This is a genomic window from Agrobacterium sp. ST15.13.015, from assembly GCF_027871645.1.
Taxonomy (GTDB): domain Bacteria; phylum Pseudomonadota; class Alphaproteobacteria; order Rhizobiales; family Rhizobiaceae; genus Agrobacterium; species Agrobacterium leguminum.
This window is the reverse complement of sequence record NZ_JAQAHF010000017.1, coordinates 85,147-105,265: the sequence shown is the minus strand read 5'-3', so window position 1 is coordinate 105,265 and position 20,119 is coordinate 85,147. Positions and strand designations below refer to the sequence as shown.

Sequence of the window (20,119 nt, the reverse complement as noted above, 5' to 3'; positions counted from 1 at the left end):
CGACGCCCCGGACTTCCGCATCACCGCCGGCAACGGCGTCGAGGTCGGCGCCGGCTGGAAGGCGGTCTCCAACGACGGCGAGGAATACATCTCGGTCAAGCTGGACGATCCGAGCTTCAATGCCCCGATCACCGCAGCCCTTTGGCCGGGCGAGACGGACGGCGAATACGCCCTCATCTGGAACCGCCCCAAGCGCGAGGCCTGAGACCCAATCCCGAGGAGCTCCGCCAGACATGGCGGGGCTCTTTTCCTTGTGCCGCATGGCGAAGCCGGCCGCGGGCATCGAGCCCGCCTCCGGCTTTTTAGGTGCCATACGGGGAGGAGAAGTCTGCTCAGAATGACCAATCGTGCCGGAGAGCCGGGAAAGCGTCGAAGCACGAGCGGTACCCCCAAAATGCTGGCGCATTTCGGCTCCCCCACTCGCCGGCTCCGCCGGTCGCCTCTGGCGATGCTTGACCCTGTCCCGTCTCCCCGACCGCGGACGCCGTCTTTCACGAAACGTCAAGGAGACGAACGATGACGATGGAACTCGAAATGCAACGCGAAGAGCTTAAAGCCGAACTCAGGAACGCCTGCGACGCGAACGAACGCCGCCAGATTGTGGCGGAGCTGGAAATCGTGTTGGCCGAGCTTGCGGTCATCGAGGCCGAACAGGACGGCCGCTTGGGCACGGAGCCTCCCTTCTGAGGAGGCTTCCTTCATGCTGCCGGAAACGGCAGCGAATTCGCCTCAGCCGTTCAGCGCGTCCTTGACCGCCTTGCCCGGCGCAAACGTCAGCTTCTTCGACGCGGCAATCTTGATCGTGGCGCCTGTTGCCGGGTTGCGGCCTTCGCGCTCCGGCGTTGCCTTGAGTTTGAACTTTCCGAACGAAGGTATGGACGTCTCCGAGCCTACCAATGCCGCATCGGTGATCTGCTTGAACACGCTTTCGACGATCGCCTTGGCCTGCGCCTTGGTCAGGTTCTGCTCGGATGCGATCTTGTCGGCGATTTCGTTGGTGGTCGTCATGATTGGATGGTTCCCTCGTTCTGGTTTATCCATCCGGTATGACGAAGAAGATGGTCCGAGGATAGGGGTGAAGCTCGAGGCGCTGCCGCAAACGCCTCAAAAACCACAGGAAACATCGGGTTACCGGGTATGACACCCTCAATCGGCGAGAGCGACGTCGCGATAGCCGCGCTTTCTTTTCGTCCGCTCGAGGCGTGAGAACGCTTGGTCGGCGTCCTTCTGGCTGTCGAATGTCTCCATCATCATCTGGCCGTTCGCTCCGATCCGGCCCCAGTTCCTGATGACCGAGGCGCCGCCAAAGAGCGTCGGCTGGATCGAGAGCGCATAGAAGCGGCGCATGTTTTGTGTTGCGTCGATACGATGAAGATGAACCGGGTTTGTAGCCTTTTTCTCCATGGCCGGATTGTCGCTTCCCGACAAAGCGGCGTCCAACAACTTATATGAATCGCTCAGGGCTCATCGATTCATCTTCCTGATGTGTTTTCCGTGGCCTTCGGCTCGACAAAACTTTAAGTCGCGCGGCAGATATTTTCGGGAGAAGATCGTGGAAGAGACTGTACAAATCGGCAGCCGCGGCGACTTCGGCCTCTGGGCGATTGAAGTTGCCAAGCAGATCGTCGGCGAACAAGGCTTTGAGCTCGCCAGGGCAGCGCGTGACGGTACAGAGGACGATGTACGGGCGGCTGGCAATGCACTGGGGCAGGCGATCACCAATGCGCTTCTCGAAGTCTTTGACGGGCTCCTCGAAGACGCGCCTGCCGACGCGTCCTGAAGCTGCGGCATTACTGCTTGTCTCTGCTGTCGCGGAAGAACCGACTCGGATTGACGCAGGCCTTCATCTCCTCGCGCCTGAACCAGATGGCGCGGCCGCACTTAAGCGGCGGATTGCCCGATGTGAAGACGATCTGCTCGTCGGCGCGCATACGCAGGACCTCGTGCGGCAGGATCAACGGCCGTCGGCTCAACTGCTTCGAGCGCGACCGCGACGACCCCTTCATGCCGGACGAACGATTGGTCTGGTCGACCTCGACGGTGGTGTCGCCGCAGCGCTTAGAGATGTAGTCGGCGGTCTCGGGATCATTGATCGCCGAAAACGAAATCCAGCTGGCGCTTTCGAACCATTTCGAGGTTGCGTCGCGGCCGCCATAGGCCTCGCGCATCTGGCCGATCGACTGGAAAATCATCGTCAGCGTGATGCCGTATTTGCGGCCGGCGTCGCGGGCGGTTTCGAGGATGCGCAGGTAGCCGAGACGCGCCACCTCGTCGAGCAGGAAGAGCGTTCTTCCTTTCACGTTTCCATTGCGATTGTAGATGGCGTTGAGCAGCGCGCCGATGACGACGCGGGCAAGTCCCGGATGGGCTTCGAGCACCTTGAGATCAAGCGCGATGAAGATGTCGGTTTCGCCGTCGGCGAGATCGTCGGTCGAGAAACTGTCGCCCGACACCAGCCCGGCATAGCTCGGATAGGAGAGCCAATGGGTTTCCTTGACCGCATTGGCATAGACCCCGGAAAATGTCTCCGGCGTCATGTTAACGAAGACGGAGACGTTCTCCTTCACGAAGTCGGATTGCGACTGTTCGTAGATGCGCGTCAGGCGCTCGCGCAGTTTCGGTTCCGGCTCGGAGAGATTGGCGCGCACGCGCCTCAGCGTCTGGTCCTTGTCGTCGGTATGGCCGGACAGGCAGACGTCGGCGATCAGCGCCGTCAGGAGCTGCATGGCTGAGGCCCGAAAGAAGTCGTCGCGGGCAGACGCGGTGCGCGCATTGTCGGTCATGATCCAGGTGGCGACGGCGACGATATCCTCTTCCCTCGTGTTGCCGTGGCGGCCGATCCAGTCCATCGCGTTGAAGCCGGCGCCGGACGCGGAGGGATCGAGAACGATCACCTTTCGGCCGGCCTTGCGCCGGTGCTCGGCGACCATCGGCGCGACCTCGCTTGAGGGATCGAGCACAACGAGCCCGCTGCCCCATTTGAGCGCGGTCGGGATCGTCACCGATGTCGTCTTGAAGCCGCCGGAGCCGGCAAAGACGATGCCGTGCGAGGAACCGAAGGAGCCGTCGAAGCAGAGAAGCGGCGCCTTTCCGCCGGTCCCCCAGCCTTGCGGTTCGTCGGCGCGAAACGGCATGGCGGCGACGCTGTCCCGGTCGACGCGGTAGCGCTCGCCGATGACGATGCCGCCGGCGTCGGGGAAAAGCTTTGCCGCTTCCGGCAACCTCATCCAGTCGGCCTCGCCGTGTACGGCGCGTTTGCCGACGATGCGGCGTGGCCCTGCGTGAGCAAAGGCGGCATTGCCTCTGATTGCCACACGCAGGGCGAAGATGCCTGTGAAGAGTGCGGCTGCCGTCCCCAGCATCGTCGCCGGATCGGCGTAGGCGAGAACCGATTGTCCGGCGGGCACACTGCCCGCGATGCCCGCAAGCCGGATCGTCTCACGGATGACGGCGACGGCGATCACCGCGCCGTTGCCGGCGAACACGCTGAAGCCCGCCGCCTTGATGTTGACCGATCCGTTCGCGGCGAAGAGAGCGATGACGCCGATCGCGGCCGCCGCGACATAGGGCAGCGCAATCCCGCTGCGTCCAAGCATCAGCCTTGCCTGAGTGTTGGTTCCGAGGCCCGCAAGCTTGTGCTCCATGCCCGACGTTGCGACCATCGCGGCGAGCATGATTGTTGCGGGCAGGGCCAGCAGCAAAAATCTATTCGCCGTCATGACCGAAGGCCTCCGCGCCGATGGCAGTCAGGCGCGATCGCTCTGCCTCATCGCCCCTGATCCGGCGCCCGGCGTCGATCAGCAGGCCGAGCAGCAGCGCGCGTTTCTCAAAGCGCAGCCCCGCCTTGACGATCAGCCCGCCAAGCTCGATTTTTTCGCGCGTGTCCTTTTTCCGCGCATCTGATTTCATTGCCTTCGCCATCCGCTCAAGCCTCGCCAGACCCGCCCGCAGCCGCGCCAGACGCGAACGTCGCGGGCGAGCCGTGATCCGGCTTGTCGCCACCGCCATGTCTCTTCCCGCTCGCATCGCCCTTGCCTCCGCGAAAGCGTTTCGCGATCTCCTCGAAGGCGGCCTGCAATGCGGTTTCCTCGATCTCGATATCGCCGAGACCGGCCTTCAGCGCGACCCTGCCGATCCGCTCGGCCTCGCGCGTCTCGGCGGCTCTCAGCTGGTCCTGCAATCTCGCGATTTCTTCCCTGATCTTCGATGACGGCTTCTTCATTCCGGTGGCATCTCCTGATGGTTGCGGTGTTGCTTCAGCGACGCCCACTCTCTCCCGAATGCGCACTTGAGGAAATGTGCAGATCTGCACATCGGCAAAGCCGATCCTTTGGAGCATGATCCCGGCCGTTCCGAAGGAGCGGCATCCAAGGGGGCGCAATTATACGTCGCTGACGCGACGTCCTTGCTTACCGGCCCTGGCGGGGCCGCCGCGGCTGCCGCTCCGGACGAACGTGGTTCAAAACCGGAGTTTCTCGCGCCGTGGCCATCGCCCATTTCTCAGCCAGCATCGTCAGCCGTGGCTCCGGCCGCAGCGTCGTGCTGTCGGCGGCCTACCGGCATTGCGCCAAAATGGACTATGAGCGCGAAGCCCGAACCATCGATTACACGAGGAAGCAAGGGCTGGTGCATGAGGCGTTCGTGCTTCCGGCCGATGCCCCGCAATGGGCGAGGGCGCTGATCGCCGACCGCTCGGTTGCCGGCGCGTCGGAAGCCTTCTGGAACAGGGTCGAGGCTTTCGAGAAACGCTCCGACGCGCAACTGGCCCGTGACCTGACGATCGCATTGCCGCTGGAGCTCTCGGCCGAACAGAACGTCGCGCTGGTGAGGGATTTCGTAGAGAAGCACGTGCTGGCGAAAGGCATGGTCGCCGACTGGGTCTATCACGACAATCCGGGAAATCCGCATATTCACCTGATGACGACCTTGAGGCCGCTGACAGAGGACGGCTTCGGGGCGAAGAAGGTCGCAGTCATCGGCGACGACGGCCAGCCGGTCCGCACCAAATCCGGAAAGATCCTCTATGAGCTCTGGGCGGGTTCATTGGGCGATTTCAACGTCCTGCGCGACGGATGGTTCGAGCGGCTCAACCATCATCTGGCGCTCGGCGGCATTGAACTCCGCGTCGATGGCCGCTCCTACGAGAAGCAGGGGATCGATCTCGAACCGACCATCCATATCGGGGTCGGCGCCAAGGCGATCGAGCGCAAGGCCGAGAGCCAGGGTGTTCGGCCGGAGTTGGAACGGATCGAACTCAACGAGCAGCGCCGCGCGGAAAACACCCGCCGTATCCTTCGCAACCCCGCCATCGTGCTCGACCTGATCACGCGTGAAAAGAGCGTCTTCAACGAACGCGATATCGCCAAAGTGCTTCATCGCTATGTCGACGATCCCGCGCTCTTCCGGCAGCTGATGGCGCGCATCATCCAGGATCCCATGGTGCTGCGTTTGCAGCGCGACACGGTCGAACTTGGCACGGGGGCCAGGGTGCCGGCGCGCTACACGACGCGGGCGATGATCAAGCTGGAAGTGACGATGGCGCGCCAGGCGATCTGGCTGTCGGACAAGGAGACGCATGCCGTTTCATCAACAGTGCTCGATGCGGCGTTCCGGCGGCATGAGCGGCTCTCGGAAGAACAGAAATCGGCGATCGAGCGCATCGCCGGTCATGCCCGGATCGCTGCGGTCGTCGGCCGCGCGGGTGCGGGCAAGACGACGATGATGAAGGCGGCGCGCGAAGCTTGGGAACTTGCCGGATACCGCGTCGTCGGCGGCGCGCTCGCCGGCAAGGCAGCCGAAGGTCTGGAAAAGGAAGCGGGCATTCAAAGCCGCACGCTCGCCTCCTGGCAACTGCGCTGGAAACAGCAACGCGATACGCTCGACGCGAAGACCGTCTTCGTCATGGACGAGGCCGGCATGGTGGCGTCGAAACAGATGGCGGGCTTCATCGATGCGGTGGTCAGGGCAGGGGCCAAGATCGTTCTGGTCGGCGATCCCGAACAGCTCCAGCCGATCGAGGCGGGGGCGGCCTTCCGCGCCATTGTCGACCGCATCGGTTATGCCGAACTCGAGACGATCTATCGCCAGCGCGAGGATTGGATGCGGGCCGCCTCGCTGGATCTCGCCCGTGGCAATGTCGACAAAGCGCTCGACGTCTATCAGGGCCAGGGCAGGGTGCTCGGATCTCCCCTGAAGGCGGAAGCCGTCGAACATCTGATCGCCGACTGGAACCGGGACTACGATCCGAAACAGTCGATGCTGATGCTCGCGCATTTGCGCCGCGACGTGCGTCTGTTGAACGACATGGCGCGGGCGAAACTGGTCGAGCGCGGCATCCTCGGCGAGGGCCACGCGTTCAAGACCGCCGATGGAACACGCCGCTTCGATGCCGGCGACCAGATCGTTTTCCTGAAGAACGAGGGATCGCTCGGCGTGAAGAACGGCATGATCGCTCATGTCGTCGAGGCGAGCCCAAATCGCATCGTCGCCCTCGTCGGAGAAGGCGAAGGCCGCCGGCAGGTGACGGTCGAACAGCGCTTCTACAACAATCTCGATCACGGCTATGCGACGACGATCCACAAGTCCCAGGGCGCCACCGTCGACAAGGTCAAGGTGCTCGCGTCGCTCTCGCTCGATCGGCATCTGACCTATGTGGCGATGACCCGCCACCGTGAGGACCTGCAGCTCTATTACGGGCGCCGTTCCTTCGTCTTCAACGGTGGCCTCACGAAGGTCTTGTCGCGGAAAAACGCCAAGGAGACGACGCTCGATTACGAGCGCGGGCAACTCTACCGCGAGGCGCTTCGCTTTGCCGACATGCGCGGCCTGAAGATCGTCGAGGTGGCGCGCACGCTTGCGCGTGACCGGCTCGACTGGACGCTGCGGCAGGCGACGAAACTGGCCGATCTCGGGGCGCGCCTTGCCGCCTTCGCCGAGCGGCTCGGCCTTCGCCAATCACCGACTACCCAACAGAGGCAGGAGGAAAAGCCCATGGTCGCCGGCATCACCCGGTTCGAGAATTCCGTTGCCGACAGGGTCGGCGAGAGGATCGACGCCGATCCGGCCCTGAAGAGGCAATGGGACGAGGTCTCCGCCCGCTTCCGTTATGTTTTCGCCCATCCCGGGACAGCCTTCCGGGCGATGAACTTCGATGCGGTTCTGGCCGACAGAGAAAGCGCCAGGCAGATCCTGCAGAAGCTTGAGGCCGCGCCGGAGTCGATCGGACCGCTCAGGGGCAAGACCGGCATTCTCACCGGCAAGGCGGAGCGTGAAGCGCGCCGTATCGCCGAACTCAATGTGCCGGCGCTGAAACGCGATCTCGAACGGTATCTCAGCATGTGCGAGAGCGCGCAGCAGCGGCTTCGCCTGGACGAGCAGGCGCTGAGACAGCGCGTGTCGATCGACATCCCGGCGCTGTCGCCGGCGGCGCGCGTGGTGCTCGATCGGGTGCGCGATGCGATCGACCGCAACGATCTGCCGGCGGCGCTTGGGTTTGCATTGAGCAACCGCGAGACCAAGCTCGAGATCGACGGGTTCAACAAAGCCGTCACCGAACGTTTCGGCGAACGAACGCTCTTGACCAACAGCGCTCGCGAACCATCGGGAAAACTCTTCGACAAACTCTCCGAAGGCATGCGGCCCGAGGAGAAGGAACGGTTGAAGGAAGCCTGGCCGGTCATGCGCACGGCCCAGCAACTCGCCGCCCATGAACGCACCGTCCAGTCGCTCAGACAGGCGGAGGACCTGCGCCTCACCCAGCGCCAGACGCCGGTCCTGAAACAATGAGACGGTTCGGTCCGATCCTGTTTGTCGGTGCGTCCATCATGGTTGGAGCCGGCATGGTCACGGGCGCCATGGTCGGCGGTTATCGCATCAACCTGACACCGAGCGAGCCGCTCGGGCTCTGGCGCATCGAGGCGCTGCGACGTCCGGTCAGGACCGGCGATCTCGTGTTCGTCTGCCCGCCGGGAAACGCAACCTTCGCCGAAGCGCGACGGCGCGGTTATCTCCGGCGCGGGCTTTGCGCCGGCGATTTCGCGCCGCTGATCAAGACGGTCGCCGCCCTTACCGGTCAGCGCGTCGAGATCACCGATCACGTCATCATCGATGGGCGCCCGGTCGAAGCCTCGTCCGTCCGGGAGAGTGACGGCGAGGGCAGGCTGCTCATACCCGATCCCGGCGGCGTGGTGCCACCTGGATACCTGTTTCTCCACTCATCCTTTGCGAGATCCTATGACTCCCGATATTTTGGTCCGGTTCCGGCAAGCGGCCTTCTCGGTCTGGCGCGGCCCGTTCTTACCTTCGATCCCTGATCGTCCCGGTGACCGTCCATGGGATCGCTGGCGATCCGCTGTGCTCGTCGTCGCGTCCGTCGCCTGCGGCGCAATTGGCTGGAGCGGCCATGTCCTCCTCCTACCGGTCGCCATACTGTTTCCGGCGCTCTGGGCGATGGCGCCCTCGCGTGCGACCGCGGCGCTCGTCGCGACGGGCTATTTCCTTGCCGCTTCGCGCGGCCTGCCGCAGGGCGTCGCCAATTTCTATGCCGCCGATCTCTCGCCCGGCCTGCTGCTCTGGCTCATCGCTTCGGCCTCCTTCGTTGTCGTGCACACGGTGTTGTGGACGAAACCACGGGATGAAGCTGCTTCCGGGAGACAAGCGGCGGATGCGGCAAGGGCGGCGCGCTATCTTCTGGCCCTGGCGCTGATGGGGCTGCCGCCCTTCGGCATCACCGGCTGGGCACATCCGTTGACGGCGGCCGGCGTGCTCTTTCCCGCATGGGGCTGGTGGGGGCTTGCCGCGACCGTCGCCGGTCTCGCAATGATGACATCGCGAGGCCGGCTCGCCGCAGCACTGGTGCTGGGAGGCTTCTGGGCCTGGTCCGCCGCAACCTGGACAGCGCCGAGACTACCGGAAGGCTGGCGAGGCGTCGACCTCGAACTGGGCGAAACTCTGGGGCGCGACACGTCATTTGCGCGCCACCGAGTCCTGATTACCACAGTTCTCCGCAACGCTCACCGCGACGACCGCGTCATCGTCCTTCCCGAAAGCGCCTTTGGCTTCTGGACGCCGACCGTCGAGCGTCTGTGGCGCGAGGCTTTGCGCGGTCACGATATCACGGTCATTGCCGGCGCCGCCGTCATCGAGCACCAGGGCTACGACAATGTCATAGTCGCCGTCTCCGCCGACGGGGCGGGGGTCCTCTATCGCGAGCGCATGCCGGTCCCAGGATCCATGTGGCAGCCATGGCGGGAATGGACGGGGCAGGGTGGCGGCGTCCGCGCCCATGTCTTCGGCAATCCGGTGGTCGAGATCGGGGACGAGCGGATCGCGCCGCTGATCTGCTATGAGCAGCTCCTCCTCTGGCCGGTGTTGCAATCCATACTGCACGCCCCCGCGGTCATTGTCGCCACCGGCAATGGCTGGTGGACCAAGGGCACGTCGATCGTCTCGATCCAGAAAGCGAGCGTAATCGCATGGGGCAAACTCTTCGACATTCCCGTCGTCATGGCATTCAACACATAAAGGAGAAACCGGATGGTCGATGTCGCCCTCATCCAGCAATGCGCCGATCCTGGTCTGAAGCCCGCGATCATTGAGCAGTTCATCGCGCGGGCGGGATCGAAAGACCCGCTTGCCGTCACCGTGCGCTCCGGCAACCGCGTCGTACTCGTTCCGAAACCGGCAACAGCGGACGAGGCGATGGACCTGATCCGCAAGCATATCGGCCGCAATGCCACCCGCGTTGGTATCACCCAATATCCGGCCGGGCTCGGCATCCTCGAGGCGGGCCAGCTGAAACCGGACCTGGTCGATGCTTGCGCGAACATCCGCATGGGAACGGCGCTCTTCGCGAGAGTCTATCGCATCGTCCTCGAGTGGTACGGCAACCCGACCGGAGAAGACGGTGCGCGCCAAGTGTTCGAAGATGCGATCATCGCCTGGCAGACGGGGTATTTCGAGGGGGAGGCGGTGTTTCGGACGCCGGACCCGGGCGAAGAAAAGCACGCGGAGCCGGAGCCAGCCGAAAGCGACGAGGTCGGTGTGCAGACCGGCGATCGTCGGGAGGAGGACAATGCCGTACTTCCTGCCGATGCAGTCTCTTCCGATCCGAACAAGGCGGGGATCCGGATCGATCTTTCGGGCATCGGCGCAAAGCGGTGAGGTCATGCATGTGGAGATCTGCAGCGGGATTCTGCGGCTGTTGCACTAGCGGGAACGGCTTCGGCCTTCTATAAGGGCGGACAGGGCAGTACGCGCTGCCCCGGGGTGTGGAAACCTCTATCTGGCGGTTGGTGTCGGCCGTTGCGACACCAGAATCCTCTGGCCTTCGGCCGGTGGGCCTGCGACGTATGTCCAGGTGCTCCGGTACTAAAGGTCGCAGGACTGTCCAGGTACAGTTTCCAACCCCCGGCTCGGGATCAGAAGATTAACGTTTGCGGGGGCGCACCGCGGACAAGCCAGAGAGTGGGATTGGGATGGGAACGGACGCTTTAACGCTTGACGAGAAACTCGAAATTCGTGCCATCTTCGGGCTGACGCAGGGCCTTTCCAAGGCCGACGTGGAGAGCCTCGCGGTTGATGCCATCCGAACCCACCGCGTTCTGGTCGATGGAGCCGACAAGCTCTTCCAGGACCTGCCCGAGGACTATAAGTTGGGGAAGGAGTCCGGCGGCCCCCAACACCTGACCTACATCAAGGCCTGCATGGAGATGCACGCGCAGATGTATACAGTGAACACGCTGATCACCGTGCTTGGCTATATACCGAAAGTCATGGTCAACTGATCGTCAGATCAGTTTCCTGCGGATCGCAAGCGACGACATATGTGTGTTCGAGTGGATGTCGAAGGGTTTGCGTGCCTCTTGAAGCTTGACCCGGACAGTGTTGTATTTGACGCCCTCGATCGTCGCGATCTCTCCCATCGACTTTCCAACCGCAAACCAGCTCAGGTATGTGGCGGCCTTCGGATCGAGCGAAAGACCGTCGTCGACGGTCGGCGTGGGATCTGTAAAAACGATGCGGGCATGCAGTTGCCCTACCGCAGCAGCAGCTTCGATCGGGTCCAGTTCACGTGTCAGATTGATCGCGGGTTTGTCTGAGGCGAGCGTAAACATCGCTACCGTATTCTGTGCCGCCTTGATCGGGATAGTAATGCCGGAGCGGATCCCAAATTCCGCGGCGTCCGAATAAAAGGATTGCTCCGCCTTCGAAAGCCTGTGCCTTTCCTGTTCGCCGCTCCAGGCAAACGCGCCCTTCAGCATTTTGGCGCGGCGGATGACAGGATCGACGGCAGCATGATTCTTCTGGAAATAGGTGCTTTGCCATCCGCCGTTGTAGTTGGAGATGACCATCGTAAATCCGGTGCGGATATAGACGTAGGCATAGGCCGCATAGCCGGCATCCTCGGTGATATTCGCGAGGCCCGTCTTGAGGCCATCCTCGTTGCCCGGAAGTGCCGCGAGATCGGTTATTTTTTCCAGCAAATGTTGCATTCGGAATTCCTTGCGATCGTCAGATGGAACAGATCAAATGATTCCTCTACAATTGCTCTGACAGATTTGCATTCCAACCACGATGCAATTGCGATTATCTGCCTGGGCCCAAATTCCTCTCCGGCAATAAAGTCGGGGTGAGGCGACATCGCCTCACCCCACTAAACCGCGAGCTGATTGTGAAGTCAGTTCGGACTACGTCCATCAGCGACATACATTTCATCGACGAAGGCATCCATCATTTCTTCGTCGTGAAGCTGTCCAATCATGTCGTACCGACTACGGTCGCTGTTGCGAAGCCACAAGGCATAACCAAACCCTGCTAACGCAATGATCGCGACATAGAGAGGAATCAGTTTGACCACCATGATCTCACTTCCAGCAAGGAAAGTGATGTTTTCGAGCAGAAGCCAGACAACAACCGCTTGAGCAATCGCGCCCAATATCGGGGCGAGGATCGTCTTCCACCAATCGAGAGGGCCGGACCTTCCAATACGATTAAAGTAGCCAATAACAGCCAAAGACACGATGAACTGAACGACGATTACGGCCAACGTGCAGAAGATCGGAAGCCAAGTGCCGAGATGGAGAAGCGGATCGGCTCCGGCGAGCGCAAACAAGGCAACCGTCACGATTGCAATAGTCGCCTGGACGGCGGCTGCGATGTAGGGAGACTTCTGCTCAGAATGCGTAGATCCGAGGCTTTTCGGAAGAATGCCATCTCTGCCGAGGGAGAAGAGGTATCGCGTTGCGTTGTTATGAAATGCAAACGAGCAGGCAAAGAAGCTTGTGATCACCAAGAAGTCCATGATGACACGAACCGTATGTATCGTATGGATATCGGCCAGCTCGAAATAGTACTGGTCAATCAGTGTCCCGGCTTTCCCGGGGGCCTCGGCGCCGAAACCAACAATTCCGGCGTAGGCCGTAAACGTGTAGAACAACCCAAGTGTCAAAACCGCGATATACGTGGCTCGGGGAACCGCGCGCTTTGGATCCATTGTCTCTTCGCCGTAGATCGCTGTCGTTTCAAAGCCAATCCACGACCAAAAAGCTAAGAAGAAGCCAATTCCTACAGCCGGAGCGGTGCTCCACTGCGACAGGCTGAAAGCCTCGGGCATTTGGCCAGACGCACCACCTGAACCAACGGTAGCCAGACAAACGATGAGAATTACGAGCACTTCAACCGCAAGGAGAAAGCTAAGAATACTTGCGCCATACGTAATGCGATAGAACGAAATCATGAACATCAACGCCAGCGAAGCGATGCTACACCAATACCACGCAATATCCAGTCCAAAGTAAGCACTTAAAAGTTTTGTGGTATAGAACCCGAAGCCGCCTGCGATTGCAGGTGAGATCATGCTGTAGGCCGCCATGACGGTGAAGCCAACGGCCAAGCCGACCGGACGACCAAGTCCCTGTGTAGCGAAGGTGTAGAAGGCTCCTGCCGAAGTTATTCTTTTCGCCATTTGGGCGAAGCCAACTGTAAAGATCAGAAGGATAAACGTCGTGGCTGCATAGGTAAGGGCAACTGACATCCCCGCCCCTCCAGCAAGGGAGATTGGAATGTAGGCGGAGACCACAACCAATGGAGCAGCCGCTGCTGTCACCATAAAGACGATGTGAAAGAATGATATCGAGCTACGAAGTAGGCTATTCGAAGCCGACTGCGGATTTCCGGCATGTGAAGCCATTTTAATTCCCCCAGTTTGAGTTCCGACGATAGGGTGTTTTTGTTATCCCTATATGTTTCGTAATTGGAAACATGTTGCGTGTCAAGAATTCGATTGCCCACAACGACATGCAAGAATCTGCCGATAGGCCGTTATCAGGCGTAAAAGGCTCCAAAAGACTTTTTGTCACTTGGCTGAAACCCACCTCATGATCCGCAAAAAAGGAATTAGCTCCGGCGCTTAGAGTCTGACTCGAAAAGGTTTCAACAATATCCGTACCTTGCCAAGCGCCGTGTCAGGACCCGAATGTGGGCGATAGTGATCCAGGCCTCAGCTGATGCGATGGACTTTGACCAATCCTTCGCCAGTCGTCGGCGTCTGCCCAGCCATGCGAAGGTGCGCTCCACGACTCAGCGACGCGGCAGAACCTTAAAGCCTTTGGCCTCGTCCGTCCGCTTGACGATCTGGAGGGTGAACGCAGCGATCTCTTGCAGTGCGCCCTTCAGCTTCGGTCCCGCATAACCCCCCCCATCGGCGAAGATATGTCTCAGCCACGGCCAGCGCCTATGAGACGGTCACCTAGTCCAATTTCAACTCTATTTTTTGATTCAAAGAGTGGTGAGCAGTGACGTTGTGGTTCTTGACAGGATACATGTGTCGTAATAGGAAACACTAAAACGGAATTAGACACGGGGCGCCATTTTGATGACAAATGACAACCAATATGACTTGGCAATTATCGGTGCCGGCCCAGCTGGTCTTTTCGCCGCCTATTATGCTGGGTTTCGCGGCCTGAAAACCGTGATGTTTGATGGTTTGCCGCAAGTCGGCGGGCAGATTTCGACGATGTATCCGGAGAAGAAGATCCACGATGTTGCCGGGTTTGCCAGCATTCGAGGTGCTGACTTCGTGAAGAACCTCTTCGAGCAATCGAGACGGCAGGAGTATGAGCTCCGTCTTTCCGAGACTATCACAAACCTAGAGTCAATGGATGACGGCTCGTATGAGCTTCGATCCGACAAGGGGTCGGTATTCAGCGCGAAGGCCGTGATAATCGCCGCCGGGCTGGGAAAGTGCCAACCTCGTTCTCTTCCGATCCTCGAGGAAGTTTTCTCCCCGAACATTATCCACTTTGTACCTGATCTTGCGGTGCTCGAAGGACACAACGTTGTGGTCGCCGGTGGCGGCGATAGTGCGGTCGACTGGGCGCTTGCTGCTCTCCCTCGAGCAAAGTCTGTCACGGTCGTCCATCGCCGCAATCGCTTTCGGGCGCACGAAGCTAGTGTCAAGGAAATGTACGACAGCGGCATCCGGATCGTCGCGCCAGGTGAAGTCGTCGCATATCGGTCCGAGGCGGGCCAGGAGTTTCTCACGATTGATGCGGCGGGAAAGTCAGAAGAACTGCAATTCGGCAAGTTTGTAGTTGCCCTCGGCTTTCAGTCCGATCTTGGCCCAATGAGCAATTGGGGCCTCAACGTCGATGGTTATCGCATACCGGTGCAGCCGGACATGCAAACTTGCCTGCCCCGTGTTTTCGCCATCGGTGATGTTAGTGAATATCCGGGGAAGGTGCGGCTCATGGCGGTCGGCTTTGGCGAAGCGTCCATCGCAGTGAACCATGCGGCTGCAGCAATAAACCCGGGCACGTCTGTGTTGCCCGGTCATAGCACCAACGAAGGATGAGCGATGCCATACGTCATCAACGACAATTGCATAGGCAGCAAAGACCAGGCCTGCGTCGATGTCTGCCCGGTCGACTGTATCTATGAGGCCGAAGGGCGACTTTGGATACAGCCTGACGAATGCACAACTTGCGGCGCATGCGAGTCCGTCTGTCCCGTCGAGGCGATTTATTACGCTGATGATGACAGCGACAGCCAGGATCTGAGGGAAGCGAGGGAATTCTTCGCTGCGGTTCTCCCTGGTCGCGACACGCCTGTCGGGAGCCCAAGAGGCGCTGCAAAATTAGGAATGATCCGTAGCGATCATCCACGAGTCTTGGAGGTGTTGGCAGGAGCAAAATAAAAAATACAGGGTTTAAGCTTTCCAATCCAAGCACACTGGGAGAAGATGAAATGGCGAATGATAAAGATGCGGAAATCGCAGATGCAAAAGCATTTGTGGAAGCGAACAACGTGGACACTCTCCGCGTTGGAGCAGTGGATATTGATGGCGTATGGCGCGGTAAACAGTTCGGCACTGAATATTTTCTGAATGCCGTCGCGAAAAACGGCACCAACATTTCAAACGTCCTGTTCGGTTGGGACGTCGCCGACGAAGTTGTGGAAGGTCTAGCTTACACCAATTGGGATACCGGTTATCCGGACATCAAACTTGTTCCCGACCTGCCTACGATGAAGCTCATTCCGTGGGAGGCGCGCACGGCTGCAGTATTCTGTGATATGCGGTCGATCGATGGTGATCCCCTGAATCTATCGCCGCGCGACATTCTCCGCAGTGCCGTGGACAAAGCCAATGGAATGGGGTTTGTGCCCAAGGCAGCCTATGAATTCGAGTTCTATCTTTTCAATGGCACCATTGCCGAACTCGCCGAAAATCAGTGGCGCGATCTGAAGCCTTTGCGCAAGAGCGGCTACTGTTACAGCATGCTTCATCACGCCGGCTCGGAAGACATTCTCGGCCAAATTCGCAATCAATTGCGTTCTGCTGGCATTGAAGTCGAGGCAACCATCAGCGAACACGGCCCGGGCCAACATGAAATTAATCTGAAGTATTCGGACGCTATTTCGGCCGCCGACAATGCGATTTTCGCAAAGTATGCCATCAAGGACATTGCTTCGAAGAACGGTTGCACCGCCACCTTTATGGCCAAGCCCAACGCGGTTTGGGCCGGCTCTTCCGGCCACATGCACATGAGCCTATCGGCCTTTGATGGAAAGCCTGCTTTTGCCAATAGCAACGATCCGAAGATGCTGTCGGAAATCGGAATGTCGTTCCTCGCCGGCATGAAAGAACTCTCCCGCGAGATGTCGGCGATTTATTTGCCGAACGTGAACTCCTACAAGCGGACCAACGGAGGATCATGGGCAGCAGCTAATTCTTCTTGGGGTGTCGACAATCGTACGACTTCGTTCAGGGCGATTCCTTCTTCGGGTCCGGCGGCGCGCGTCGAAAATCGCATTCCCGGTGCCGACACCAATCCGTACCTCGTCATTGCGACGAGTCTTCTCTCTGGTCTTTACGGCATCGAGAATGGCTTGAAAGCTGGTGAACCCTTCAAGGGGAACGCCTACCAGGCAACCGCCGCGCAAGCGCGACCACTCGCCGGCTCTCTTGAAGAAGCAATGGGCCTGTTCCAGCAGAGCAAGGTCGTTAGAGAGTTGTTTTCTGAGGATTTTGTCAATCACTACGTGCAAATGAAGAAATGGGAACTCCGTCGGACTAACACCCACATCACCGATTGGGAGTTGGGCCGCTATCTCGATATCATCTGACAGAGTAGCCGAAACGGCCCCGCCTTTGCGGGGCTGCCAAGCGCAAGGAAGGAGAAGAAAACTATGAGTAATGTAAGCGACGTGGCTAAAGCCTTCGACTATCATGGCGAAGCTCTCGACAACATTTTCGATACCTACGCCGAACTTCGTTCGAAGTGCCCTGTTGGTCGGAGTGAGCAACATGGCGGTTTCTGGTTCGTAACCAAGAGTGACGACATTTTTGCGGCCGAACAGGACCCTTCAACGTTCTCGGTTGGGCCGAGCATGATGTATCCGCCGGTTTCCGAGGTGCCGCTGCCGCCTATCGATATCGATCCGCCCGAGCATACCGCCTACCGCAAGATCCTGCTCCCGCTCTTCACGCCGCAGGAACTCAAGAAGCTCGAGGAACCAATTCGCAGGACAGCACAAAACCAGGCCCAGGAGTTCCTTAAGATGGGATCTGGAGCCGACGCCTCCTACGGATACGCTCGCCCCGTCCCGATGATCATCTTCGGCCGCCTTGCAGGCTATCCAGAGTCGGATTGGCCGAAATTCGACCAGTGGATCGATGACATCTTCTATGAGCGCATTCACAATGCGCCGAAGGCGGAAGCCGCGCAGCAGGCCGTCTATGACTACTTCGCGAATTTGTTGGACAACTGGAAAGACGACCCATCCTCGGCGACTCTCATCGATTACCTTTGCCGGGCCAAGATCGACGGCCGTCCGTTGAGCCGCGACGAACTGCTCCGCTATTGCTATCTCCTGTTCCTTGCAGGGCTCGATACGACGGCATGGGCCATTCGCTCGGGGCTGTGGTTCCTTGCCAACAACCCCGACGCGCAGAAGAAACTTCGCGATGATCCGAGTTTGATCCCACTTGCCTGTGAAGAGTTTCTGCGCTGCCTTTCGCCGGTGCAGGGCATGGCTCGCACATGCCTAAAGGACACTGTGATTCGCGGCCAGGAGATCAAGAAGGGCGAACGCGTCGTTCTTGTCTTCGGGGCAGGAAATCGGGACGAAGAAGTCTTCCCGAATCCCGACAAGATCGATATCGAGCGGCAGGAGAACCGCCATCTCGGCTTCGGCGGCGGCATTCATCGCTGCTTGGGCTCCAACCTGGGGCGTCGCGAGCTCGTTGTCGGAATCGAGGAATTCCTGAAGGCCGTACCCGAGTTCCGAGCTGCCGATCCTTCTCAGAAATGGCACGGCGTCGGCCCGCTCAATCTCACGTTCTAGGAAGGGATACCGAGATGAAAGTATCTATCAACGAAGGTCGTTGTCAGGGACATGCCCGGTGCATCTATTTTGCACCGGAGGTCTTCGAAATCGACGACGAGGGCTATGCCAAAATCAAGCCAGGCTTTGAAACCGTTCCTCCGGAGTTGGAGGACAAGGTTCGTAAGGCCTGTGCGAACTGTCCGGAACTCTCGATCATCGTGACCGAGTAACCGAGCGGGCTGGGACGTATGACGATGAAGCGAATTTTGATCGCGGACGGAAACATTCCAGCCGACCGCGCCGTTTTCACAAGATTCAACGGATGCGCCCCAAGTGGGATGTTCGATCAGCTGCTTCGCACGGGCTGGTCGAACATCGAAACAGAAATCTTGTATCCGACTGATGCAGATGCTGCTGCTTCTCTCCCGCTTGAGGCGTATGACGGCATTCTTATTACCGGCTCCAACTCAAATATCTACAAGCGGGAGCCCGGAACATTGCGGCAGATTGAATTCGCTCGCGAAGCGTTCAGATCAGGGACGCCAATGTTCGGAGTATGTTGGGGTCTTCAGTTGGCGACGGTCGCGTTGGGCGGTGACGTTGAGCCGAGTCGCAGTGAAAACTGTCGATGTGAAGCTCCTTTTGGAGAAGCAATCACGTTGGTCCAGGATGACACTGGTTGCATTCATCCGATGCATAAAGATCGTGCTAAAGTCTTTGATGCATTTGCATTTCATTCTGATCAAGTTTCGCGGCTGCCGCCAAACAGCACCATAACTGCGAGCAATAGAAATTTCATACAAGCCGCTGAGATACGTTCAGAGAAATCCGTTTTCTGGGGGGTCCAATACCATCCTGAGCTCAGCGGCGCTGGAATGGCTGGCTTTCTACGAGGATCGATCAACGAGCTTTATCAAGCGGGTCGGTACCATTCACTGGAAGAAATCGAGGCTGCGGCGGCCGCGATGGAAAGTTTTGCGCATGCTGTACCGATCGCTGAGGCCCATAGCCGTCATTTTGAGAAAATCGATCCAGCTCGCTTTGAATTCAGGCCACTTGAACTTATCAACTGGGTTGAAAAGCTCGTCATAGGGGCCGACAACGACCGGTGAGTGCAAAGGGCCGATGGCGCGCGTGATTTGGAGGATCAGTCAAAAATTTCGTGTACTTCTGCGGGCCATGATCTCTTGTCGCGATGGTTAGGTTGTTCTCCGCGGTGGGACGTTGCCAATACGGAACTGGGACAGTTAGGCAGTAGCTCATCCAGCTTCCGCAGACGGAAATAGAACGATAGGGATGATCTTGTGCGCTTGCCCAACGTTGCCATTGTTGCTGTTGACGGCTTCGGTCCCTATCAGATGGCCGTTCCGCTGGTAGTTTTTGGCAATTTTCTGCCTGGAGTCGAGCTCTTTAACCTAAAGATATGCGCTGGTGAGGTAGGTCCTCTGCGTTCCGGGCTCGGCTTGCAGATCGAAACAAGTGACGGTTTGGCTGAAATTGCGCATGCGGATATCGTGATAGTTCCATTCTGGCGGGACCCCGCAGAAAGGCCACAACAAGCACTCCTAGACGCGGTTGGCCAAGCGCATGCGCGAGGGGCATGGATAATCGGCCTTTGTCTCGGCGCTTACATTCCCGCCTATGCTGGATTGTTGGACGGTAGTAGGGCTTCCACTCACTGGGAAGTCGAGCAAGATTTCTTATCGCGCTTCCCAAAGGCTGTTTTGGATCGAAACGCCCTCTTTATAGATGACAATGGCATAATCACTTCTGCAGGGACGGGTGCTGGAATGGATTGCTGCCTCTACGTTGTCCGCAAACTCTACGGCTCCACCATTGCAAACAGTGTTGCGAGAAGATTGGTCTTGCCGCCGCAAAGGGAAGGCACGCAGGTGCAACTGATAGAGAGGCCGGTTCCACCCGCTACGAAGGATGCGAGGATTTACCGCCTTCTCGATGAAGTGAGGATGAATTTACGCCGGGAGTACAGTATTGATGAACTCGCCAAGCGTACGTCGATGAGCAGGCGCAGTTTTACGCGTAACTTTTTTCGTGTCACGGGCATGTCCTTCGGCACTTGGTTGCGAGCAGAACGGATCAAGATTGGCAGGGAAATACTTGAAACGACCGATCACAACATAGATCGAGTGGCGGAAATCGCAGGATTTGGATCTACAGCCCTGTTTCGTCAGTATTTCAAGTCTGTTTTCGGATGTCCTCCAACAAAAATCCGTAGAAGAAACTCAGAAGCACCAAATGTGAGCGAGCTAGCCTCGTTGCAATGAGAGGCTTT

Annotated in this window: 22 protein-coding genes and 1 pseudogene; 15 read left to right on the top strand and 8 right to left on the bottom strand. The window is 59.0% G+C overall.

Annotated features, from left to right (window positions below; genetic code table 11):
- Both PIB16_RS22455 and PIB16_RS22450 read left to right on the top strand, forming a co-directional pair.
- A partial coding sequence (locus PIB16_RS22455; RefSeq protein WP_271046338.1) for a DUF736 domain-containing protein occupies positions 1 to 205 on the top strand: 205 nt, incomplete at its 5' end.
- 311 nt (positions 206 to 516) lie between these two features.
- Positions 517 to 687, top strand: a complete 171-nt coding sequence (locus tag PIB16_RS22450; protein WP_192321126.1) for a hypothetical protein — start codon at positions 517 to 519, stop codon at positions 685 to 687.
- A 42-nt stretch (positions 688 to 729) separates the two neighbouring features.
- Here PIB16_RS22450 and PIB16_RS22445 read toward each other — a convergent pair whose 3' ends face one another.
- The gene (locus PIB16_RS22445) at positions 730 to 1,008 is read right to left on the bottom strand and encodes an HU family DNA-binding protein (protein WP_192321124.1); all 279 of its coding nucleotides are present in this window, start codon (positions 1,006 to 1,008) and stop codon (positions 730 to 732) included.
- Between the two features lie 138 nt (positions 1,009 to 1,146).
- Entirely contained in the window at positions 1,147 to 1,404 is a 258-nt protein-coding gene (locus PIB16_RS22440) for a WGR domain-containing protein (RefSeq protein ID WP_192321271.1), read from the bottom strand.
- A 148-nt stretch (positions 1,405 to 1,552) separates the two neighbouring features.
- Here PIB16_RS22440 and PIB16_RS22435 point away from each other — a divergent pair, with 148 nt between their 5' ends.
- Positions 1,553 to 1,780: a hypothetical protein gene (locus PIB16_RS22435; protein ID WP_097523135.1), complete on the top strand. Its 228-nt coding sequence runs from the start codon at positions 1,553 to 1,555 to the stop codon at positions 1,778 to 1,780.
- Between the two features lie 10 nt (positions 1,781 to 1,790).
- On the opposite strand, the gene traG is transcribed toward PIB16_RS22435, so the two are convergent.
- From traG to traC, 3 genes are read right to left on the bottom strand one after another with little or no spacing between them, the layout of a single operon-like run.
- Positions 1,791 to 3,719: a Ti-type conjugative transfer system protein TraG gene (gene traG, locus PIB16_RS22430; protein WP_271046337.1), complete on the bottom strand. Its 1,929-nt coding sequence runs from the start codon at positions 3,717 to 3,719 to the stop codon at positions 1,791 to 1,793.
- Positions 3,706 to 3,921, bottom strand: a complete 216-nt coding sequence (gene traD / locus PIB16_RS22425) for a type IV conjugative transfer system coupling protein TraD (protein WP_192321292.1) — start codon at positions 3,919 to 3,921, stop codon at positions 3,706 to 3,708. The genes traG and traD overlap by 14 nt, the downstream gene beginning before the upstream one ends.
- A 4-nt stretch (positions 3,922 to 3,925) precedes the next feature.
- Complete coding sequence (traC, locus tag PIB16_RS22420; RefSeq protein WP_192321122.1) at positions 3,926 to 4,222, bottom strand: conjugal transfer protein TraC; 297 nt, start codon at positions 4,220 to 4,222, stop codon at positions 3,926 to 3,928.
- A 260-nt stretch (positions 4,223 to 4,482) separates the two neighbouring features.
- Between traC and traA the strand changes: the two genes are divergently transcribed.
- The 5 genes from traA to PIB16_RS22395 all read left to right on the top strand — a co-directional run bounded on the left by traA (position 4,483) and on the right by PIB16_RS22395 (position 10,784).
- The gene (gene traA / locus PIB16_RS22415) at positions 4,483 to 7,785 is read left to right on the top strand and encodes a Ti-type conjugative transfer relaxase TraA (protein WP_271046336.1); all 3,303 of its coding nucleotides are present in this window, start codon (positions 4,483 to 4,485) and stop codon (positions 7,783 to 7,785) included.
- Between the two features lie 38 nt (positions 7,786 to 7,823).
- A complete protein-coding gene (traF, locus tag PIB16_RS22410; protein WP_371746616.1) occupies positions 7,824 to 8,312 on the top strand; it encodes a conjugative transfer signal peptidase TraF in 489 nt (162 codons plus the stop codon).
- Positions 8,313 to 8,352: 40 nt separating this feature from the next.
- On the top strand, positions 8,353 to 9,522 hold the full coding sequence (locus PIB16_RS22405; RefSeq protein ID WP_246765512.1) for a conjugal transfer protein TraB: 1,170 nt from the start codon (positions 8,353 to 8,355) through the stop codon (positions 9,520 to 9,522).
- A 12-nt stretch (positions 9,523 to 9,534) separates the two neighbouring features.
- Complete coding sequence (locus tag PIB16_RS22400) at positions 9,535 to 10,161, top strand: TraH family protein (RefSeq protein WP_192321118.1); 627 nt, start codon at positions 9,535 to 9,537, stop codon at positions 10,159 to 10,161.
- Positions 10,162 to 10,475: 314 nt separating this feature from the next.
- Entirely contained in the window at positions 10,476 to 10,784 is a 309-nt protein-coding gene (locus PIB16_RS22395) for a transcriptional repressor TraM (protein ID WP_192321116.1), read from the top strand.
- A gap of 3 nt (positions 10,785 to 10,787) precedes the next feature.
- On the opposite strand, the gene traR is transcribed toward PIB16_RS22395, so the two are convergent.
- The 3 genes and pseudogenes from traR to PIB16_RS22380 all read right to left on the bottom strand — a co-directional run.
- Positions 10,788 to 11,492, bottom strand: a complete 705-nt coding sequence (traR, locus tag PIB16_RS22390; RefSeq protein ID WP_192321114.1) for an autoinducer-binding transcriptional regulator TraR — start codon at positions 11,490 to 11,492, stop codon at positions 10,788 to 10,790.
- Between the two features lie 185 nt (positions 11,493 to 11,677).
- Complete coding sequence (locus tag PIB16_RS22385; protein WP_271046335.1) at positions 11,678 to 13,189, bottom strand: APC family permease; 1,512 nt, start codon at positions 13,187 to 13,189, stop codon at positions 11,678 to 11,680.
- Positions 13,190 to 13,431: 242 nt separating this feature from the next.
- A pseudogene (locus PIB16_RS22380) lies at positions 13,432 to 13,731 on the bottom strand (transposase); the annotation flags it as partial.
- A 142-nt stretch (positions 13,732 to 13,873) separates the two neighbouring features.
- Here PIB16_RS22380 and PIB16_RS22375 point away from each other — a divergent pair.
- The 7 genes from PIB16_RS22375 to PIB16_RS22345 all read left to right on the top strand — a co-directional run bounded on the left by PIB16_RS22375 (position 13,874) and on the right by PIB16_RS22345 (position 20,111).
- On the top strand, positions 13,874 to 14,851 hold the full coding sequence (locus tag PIB16_RS22375) for an NAD(P)/FAD-dependent oxidoreductase (protein WP_192321264.1): 978 nt from the start codon (positions 13,874 to 13,876) through the stop codon (positions 14,849 to 14,851).
- Positions 14,852 to 14,854: 3 nt separating this feature from the next.
- Complete coding sequence (locus PIB16_RS22370) at positions 14,855 to 15,193, top strand: indolepyruvate ferredoxin oxidoreductase subunit alpha (RefSeq protein WP_192321110.1); 339 nt, start codon at positions 14,855 to 14,857, stop codon at positions 15,191 to 15,193.
- A gap of 50 nt (positions 15,194 to 15,243) precedes the next feature.
- On the top strand, positions 15,244 to 16,623 hold the full coding sequence (locus PIB16_RS22365) for a glutamine synthetase family protein (protein WP_271046334.1): 1,380 nt from the start codon (positions 15,244 to 15,246) through the stop codon (positions 16,621 to 16,623).
- A 63-nt stretch (positions 16,624 to 16,686) separates the two neighbouring features.
- Positions 16,687 to 17,844 carry a cytochrome P450 gene (locus tag PIB16_RS22360; RefSeq protein WP_192321106.1) on the top strand — a complete coding sequence of 386 codons (1,158 nt, stop codon included), beginning with the start codon at positions 16,687 to 16,689 and terminating at the stop codon, positions 17,842 to 17,844.
- Positions 17,845 to 17,858: 14 nt separating this feature from the next.
- A complete protein-coding gene (locus PIB16_RS22355; protein WP_192321104.1) occupies positions 17,859 to 18,056 on the top strand; it encodes a ferredoxin in 198 nt (65 codons plus the stop codon).
- Positions 18,057 to 18,080: 24 nt separating this feature from the next.
- Positions 18,081 to 18,938 (top strand): type 1 glutamine amidotransferase, encoded by an 858-nt coding sequence (locus PIB16_RS22350; protein ID WP_192321262.1) that lies wholly within the window; start codon positions 18,081 to 18,083, stop codon positions 18,936 to 18,938.
- A 192-nt stretch (positions 18,939 to 19,130) separates the two neighbouring features.
- Positions 19,131 to 20,111: a GlxA family transcriptional regulator gene (locus tag PIB16_RS22345; RefSeq protein WP_192321261.1), complete on the top strand. Its 981-nt coding sequence runs from the start codon at positions 19,131 to 19,133 to the stop codon at positions 20,109 to 20,111.
- Positions 20,112 to 20,119: the final 8 nt, after the last annotated feature.

Excerpts from the sequence above, each read along its gene's own strand:
- PIB16_RS22450 (WP_192321126.1), top strand. The coding sequence starts at position 517 with ATGACGATGGAACTCGAAATGCAACGCGAAGAGCTTAAAGCCGAACTC.
- PIB16_RS22445 (WP_192321124.1), bottom strand. The coding sequence starts at position 1,008 with ATGACGACCACCAACGAAATCGCCGACAAGATCGCATCCGAGCAGAAC.
- PIB16_RS22440 (WP_192321271.1), bottom strand. The coding sequence starts at position 1,404 with ATGGAGAAAAAGGCTACAAACCCGGTTCATCTTCATCGTATCGACGCA.
- traG (WP_271046337.1), bottom strand. The coding sequence starts at position 3,719 with ATGACGGCGAATAGATTTTTGCTGCTGGCCCTGCCCGCAACAATCATG.
- traD (WP_192321292.1), bottom strand. The coding sequence starts at position 3,921 with ATGGCGAAGGCAATGAAATCAGATGCGCGGAAAAAGGACACGCGCGAA.
- traC (WP_192321122.1), bottom strand. The coding sequence starts at position 4,222 with ATGAAGAAGCCGTCATCGAAGATCAGGGAAGAAATCGCGAGATTGCAG.
- traF (WP_371746616.1), top strand. The coding sequence starts at position 7,824 with ATGGTTGGAGCCGGCATGGTCACGGGCGCCATGGTCGGCGGTTATCGC.
- PIB16_RS22400 (WP_192321118.1), top strand. The coding sequence starts at position 9,535 with ATGGTCGATGTCGCCCTCATCCAGCAATGCGCCGATCCTGGTCTGAAG.
- PIB16_RS22395 (WP_192321116.1), top strand. The coding sequence starts at position 10,476 with ATGGGAACGGACGCTTTAACGCTTGACGAGAAACTCGAAATTCGTGCC.
- traR (WP_192321114.1), bottom strand. The coding sequence starts at position 11,492 with ATGCAACATTTGCTGGAAAAAATAACCGATCTCGCGGCACTTCCGGGC.
- PIB16_RS22385 (WP_271046335.1), bottom strand. The coding sequence starts at position 13,189 with ATGGCTTCACATGCCGGAAATCCGCAGTCGGCTTCGAATAGCCTACTT.
- PIB16_RS22375 (WP_192321264.1), top strand. The coding sequence starts at position 13,874 with ATGACAAATGACAACCAATATGACTTGGCAATTATCGGTGCCGGCCCA.
- PIB16_RS22370 (WP_192321110.1), top strand. The coding sequence starts at position 14,855 with ATGCCATACGTCATCAACGACAATTGCATAGGCAGCAAAGACCAGGCC.
- PIB16_RS22365 (WP_271046334.1), top strand. The coding sequence starts at position 15,244 with ATGGCGAATGATAAAGATGCGGAAATCGCAGATGCAAAAGCATTTGTG.
- PIB16_RS22360 (WP_192321106.1), top strand. The coding sequence starts at position 16,687 with ATGAGTAATGTAAGCGACGTGGCTAAAGCCTTCGACTATCATGGCGAA.
- PIB16_RS22355 (WP_192321104.1), top strand. The coding sequence starts at position 17,859 with ATGAAAGTATCTATCAACGAAGGTCGTTGTCAGGGACATGCCCGGTGC.
- PIB16_RS22350 (WP_192321262.1), top strand. The coding sequence starts at position 18,081 with ATGAAGCGAATTTTGATCGCGGACGGAAACATTCCAGCCGACCGCGCC.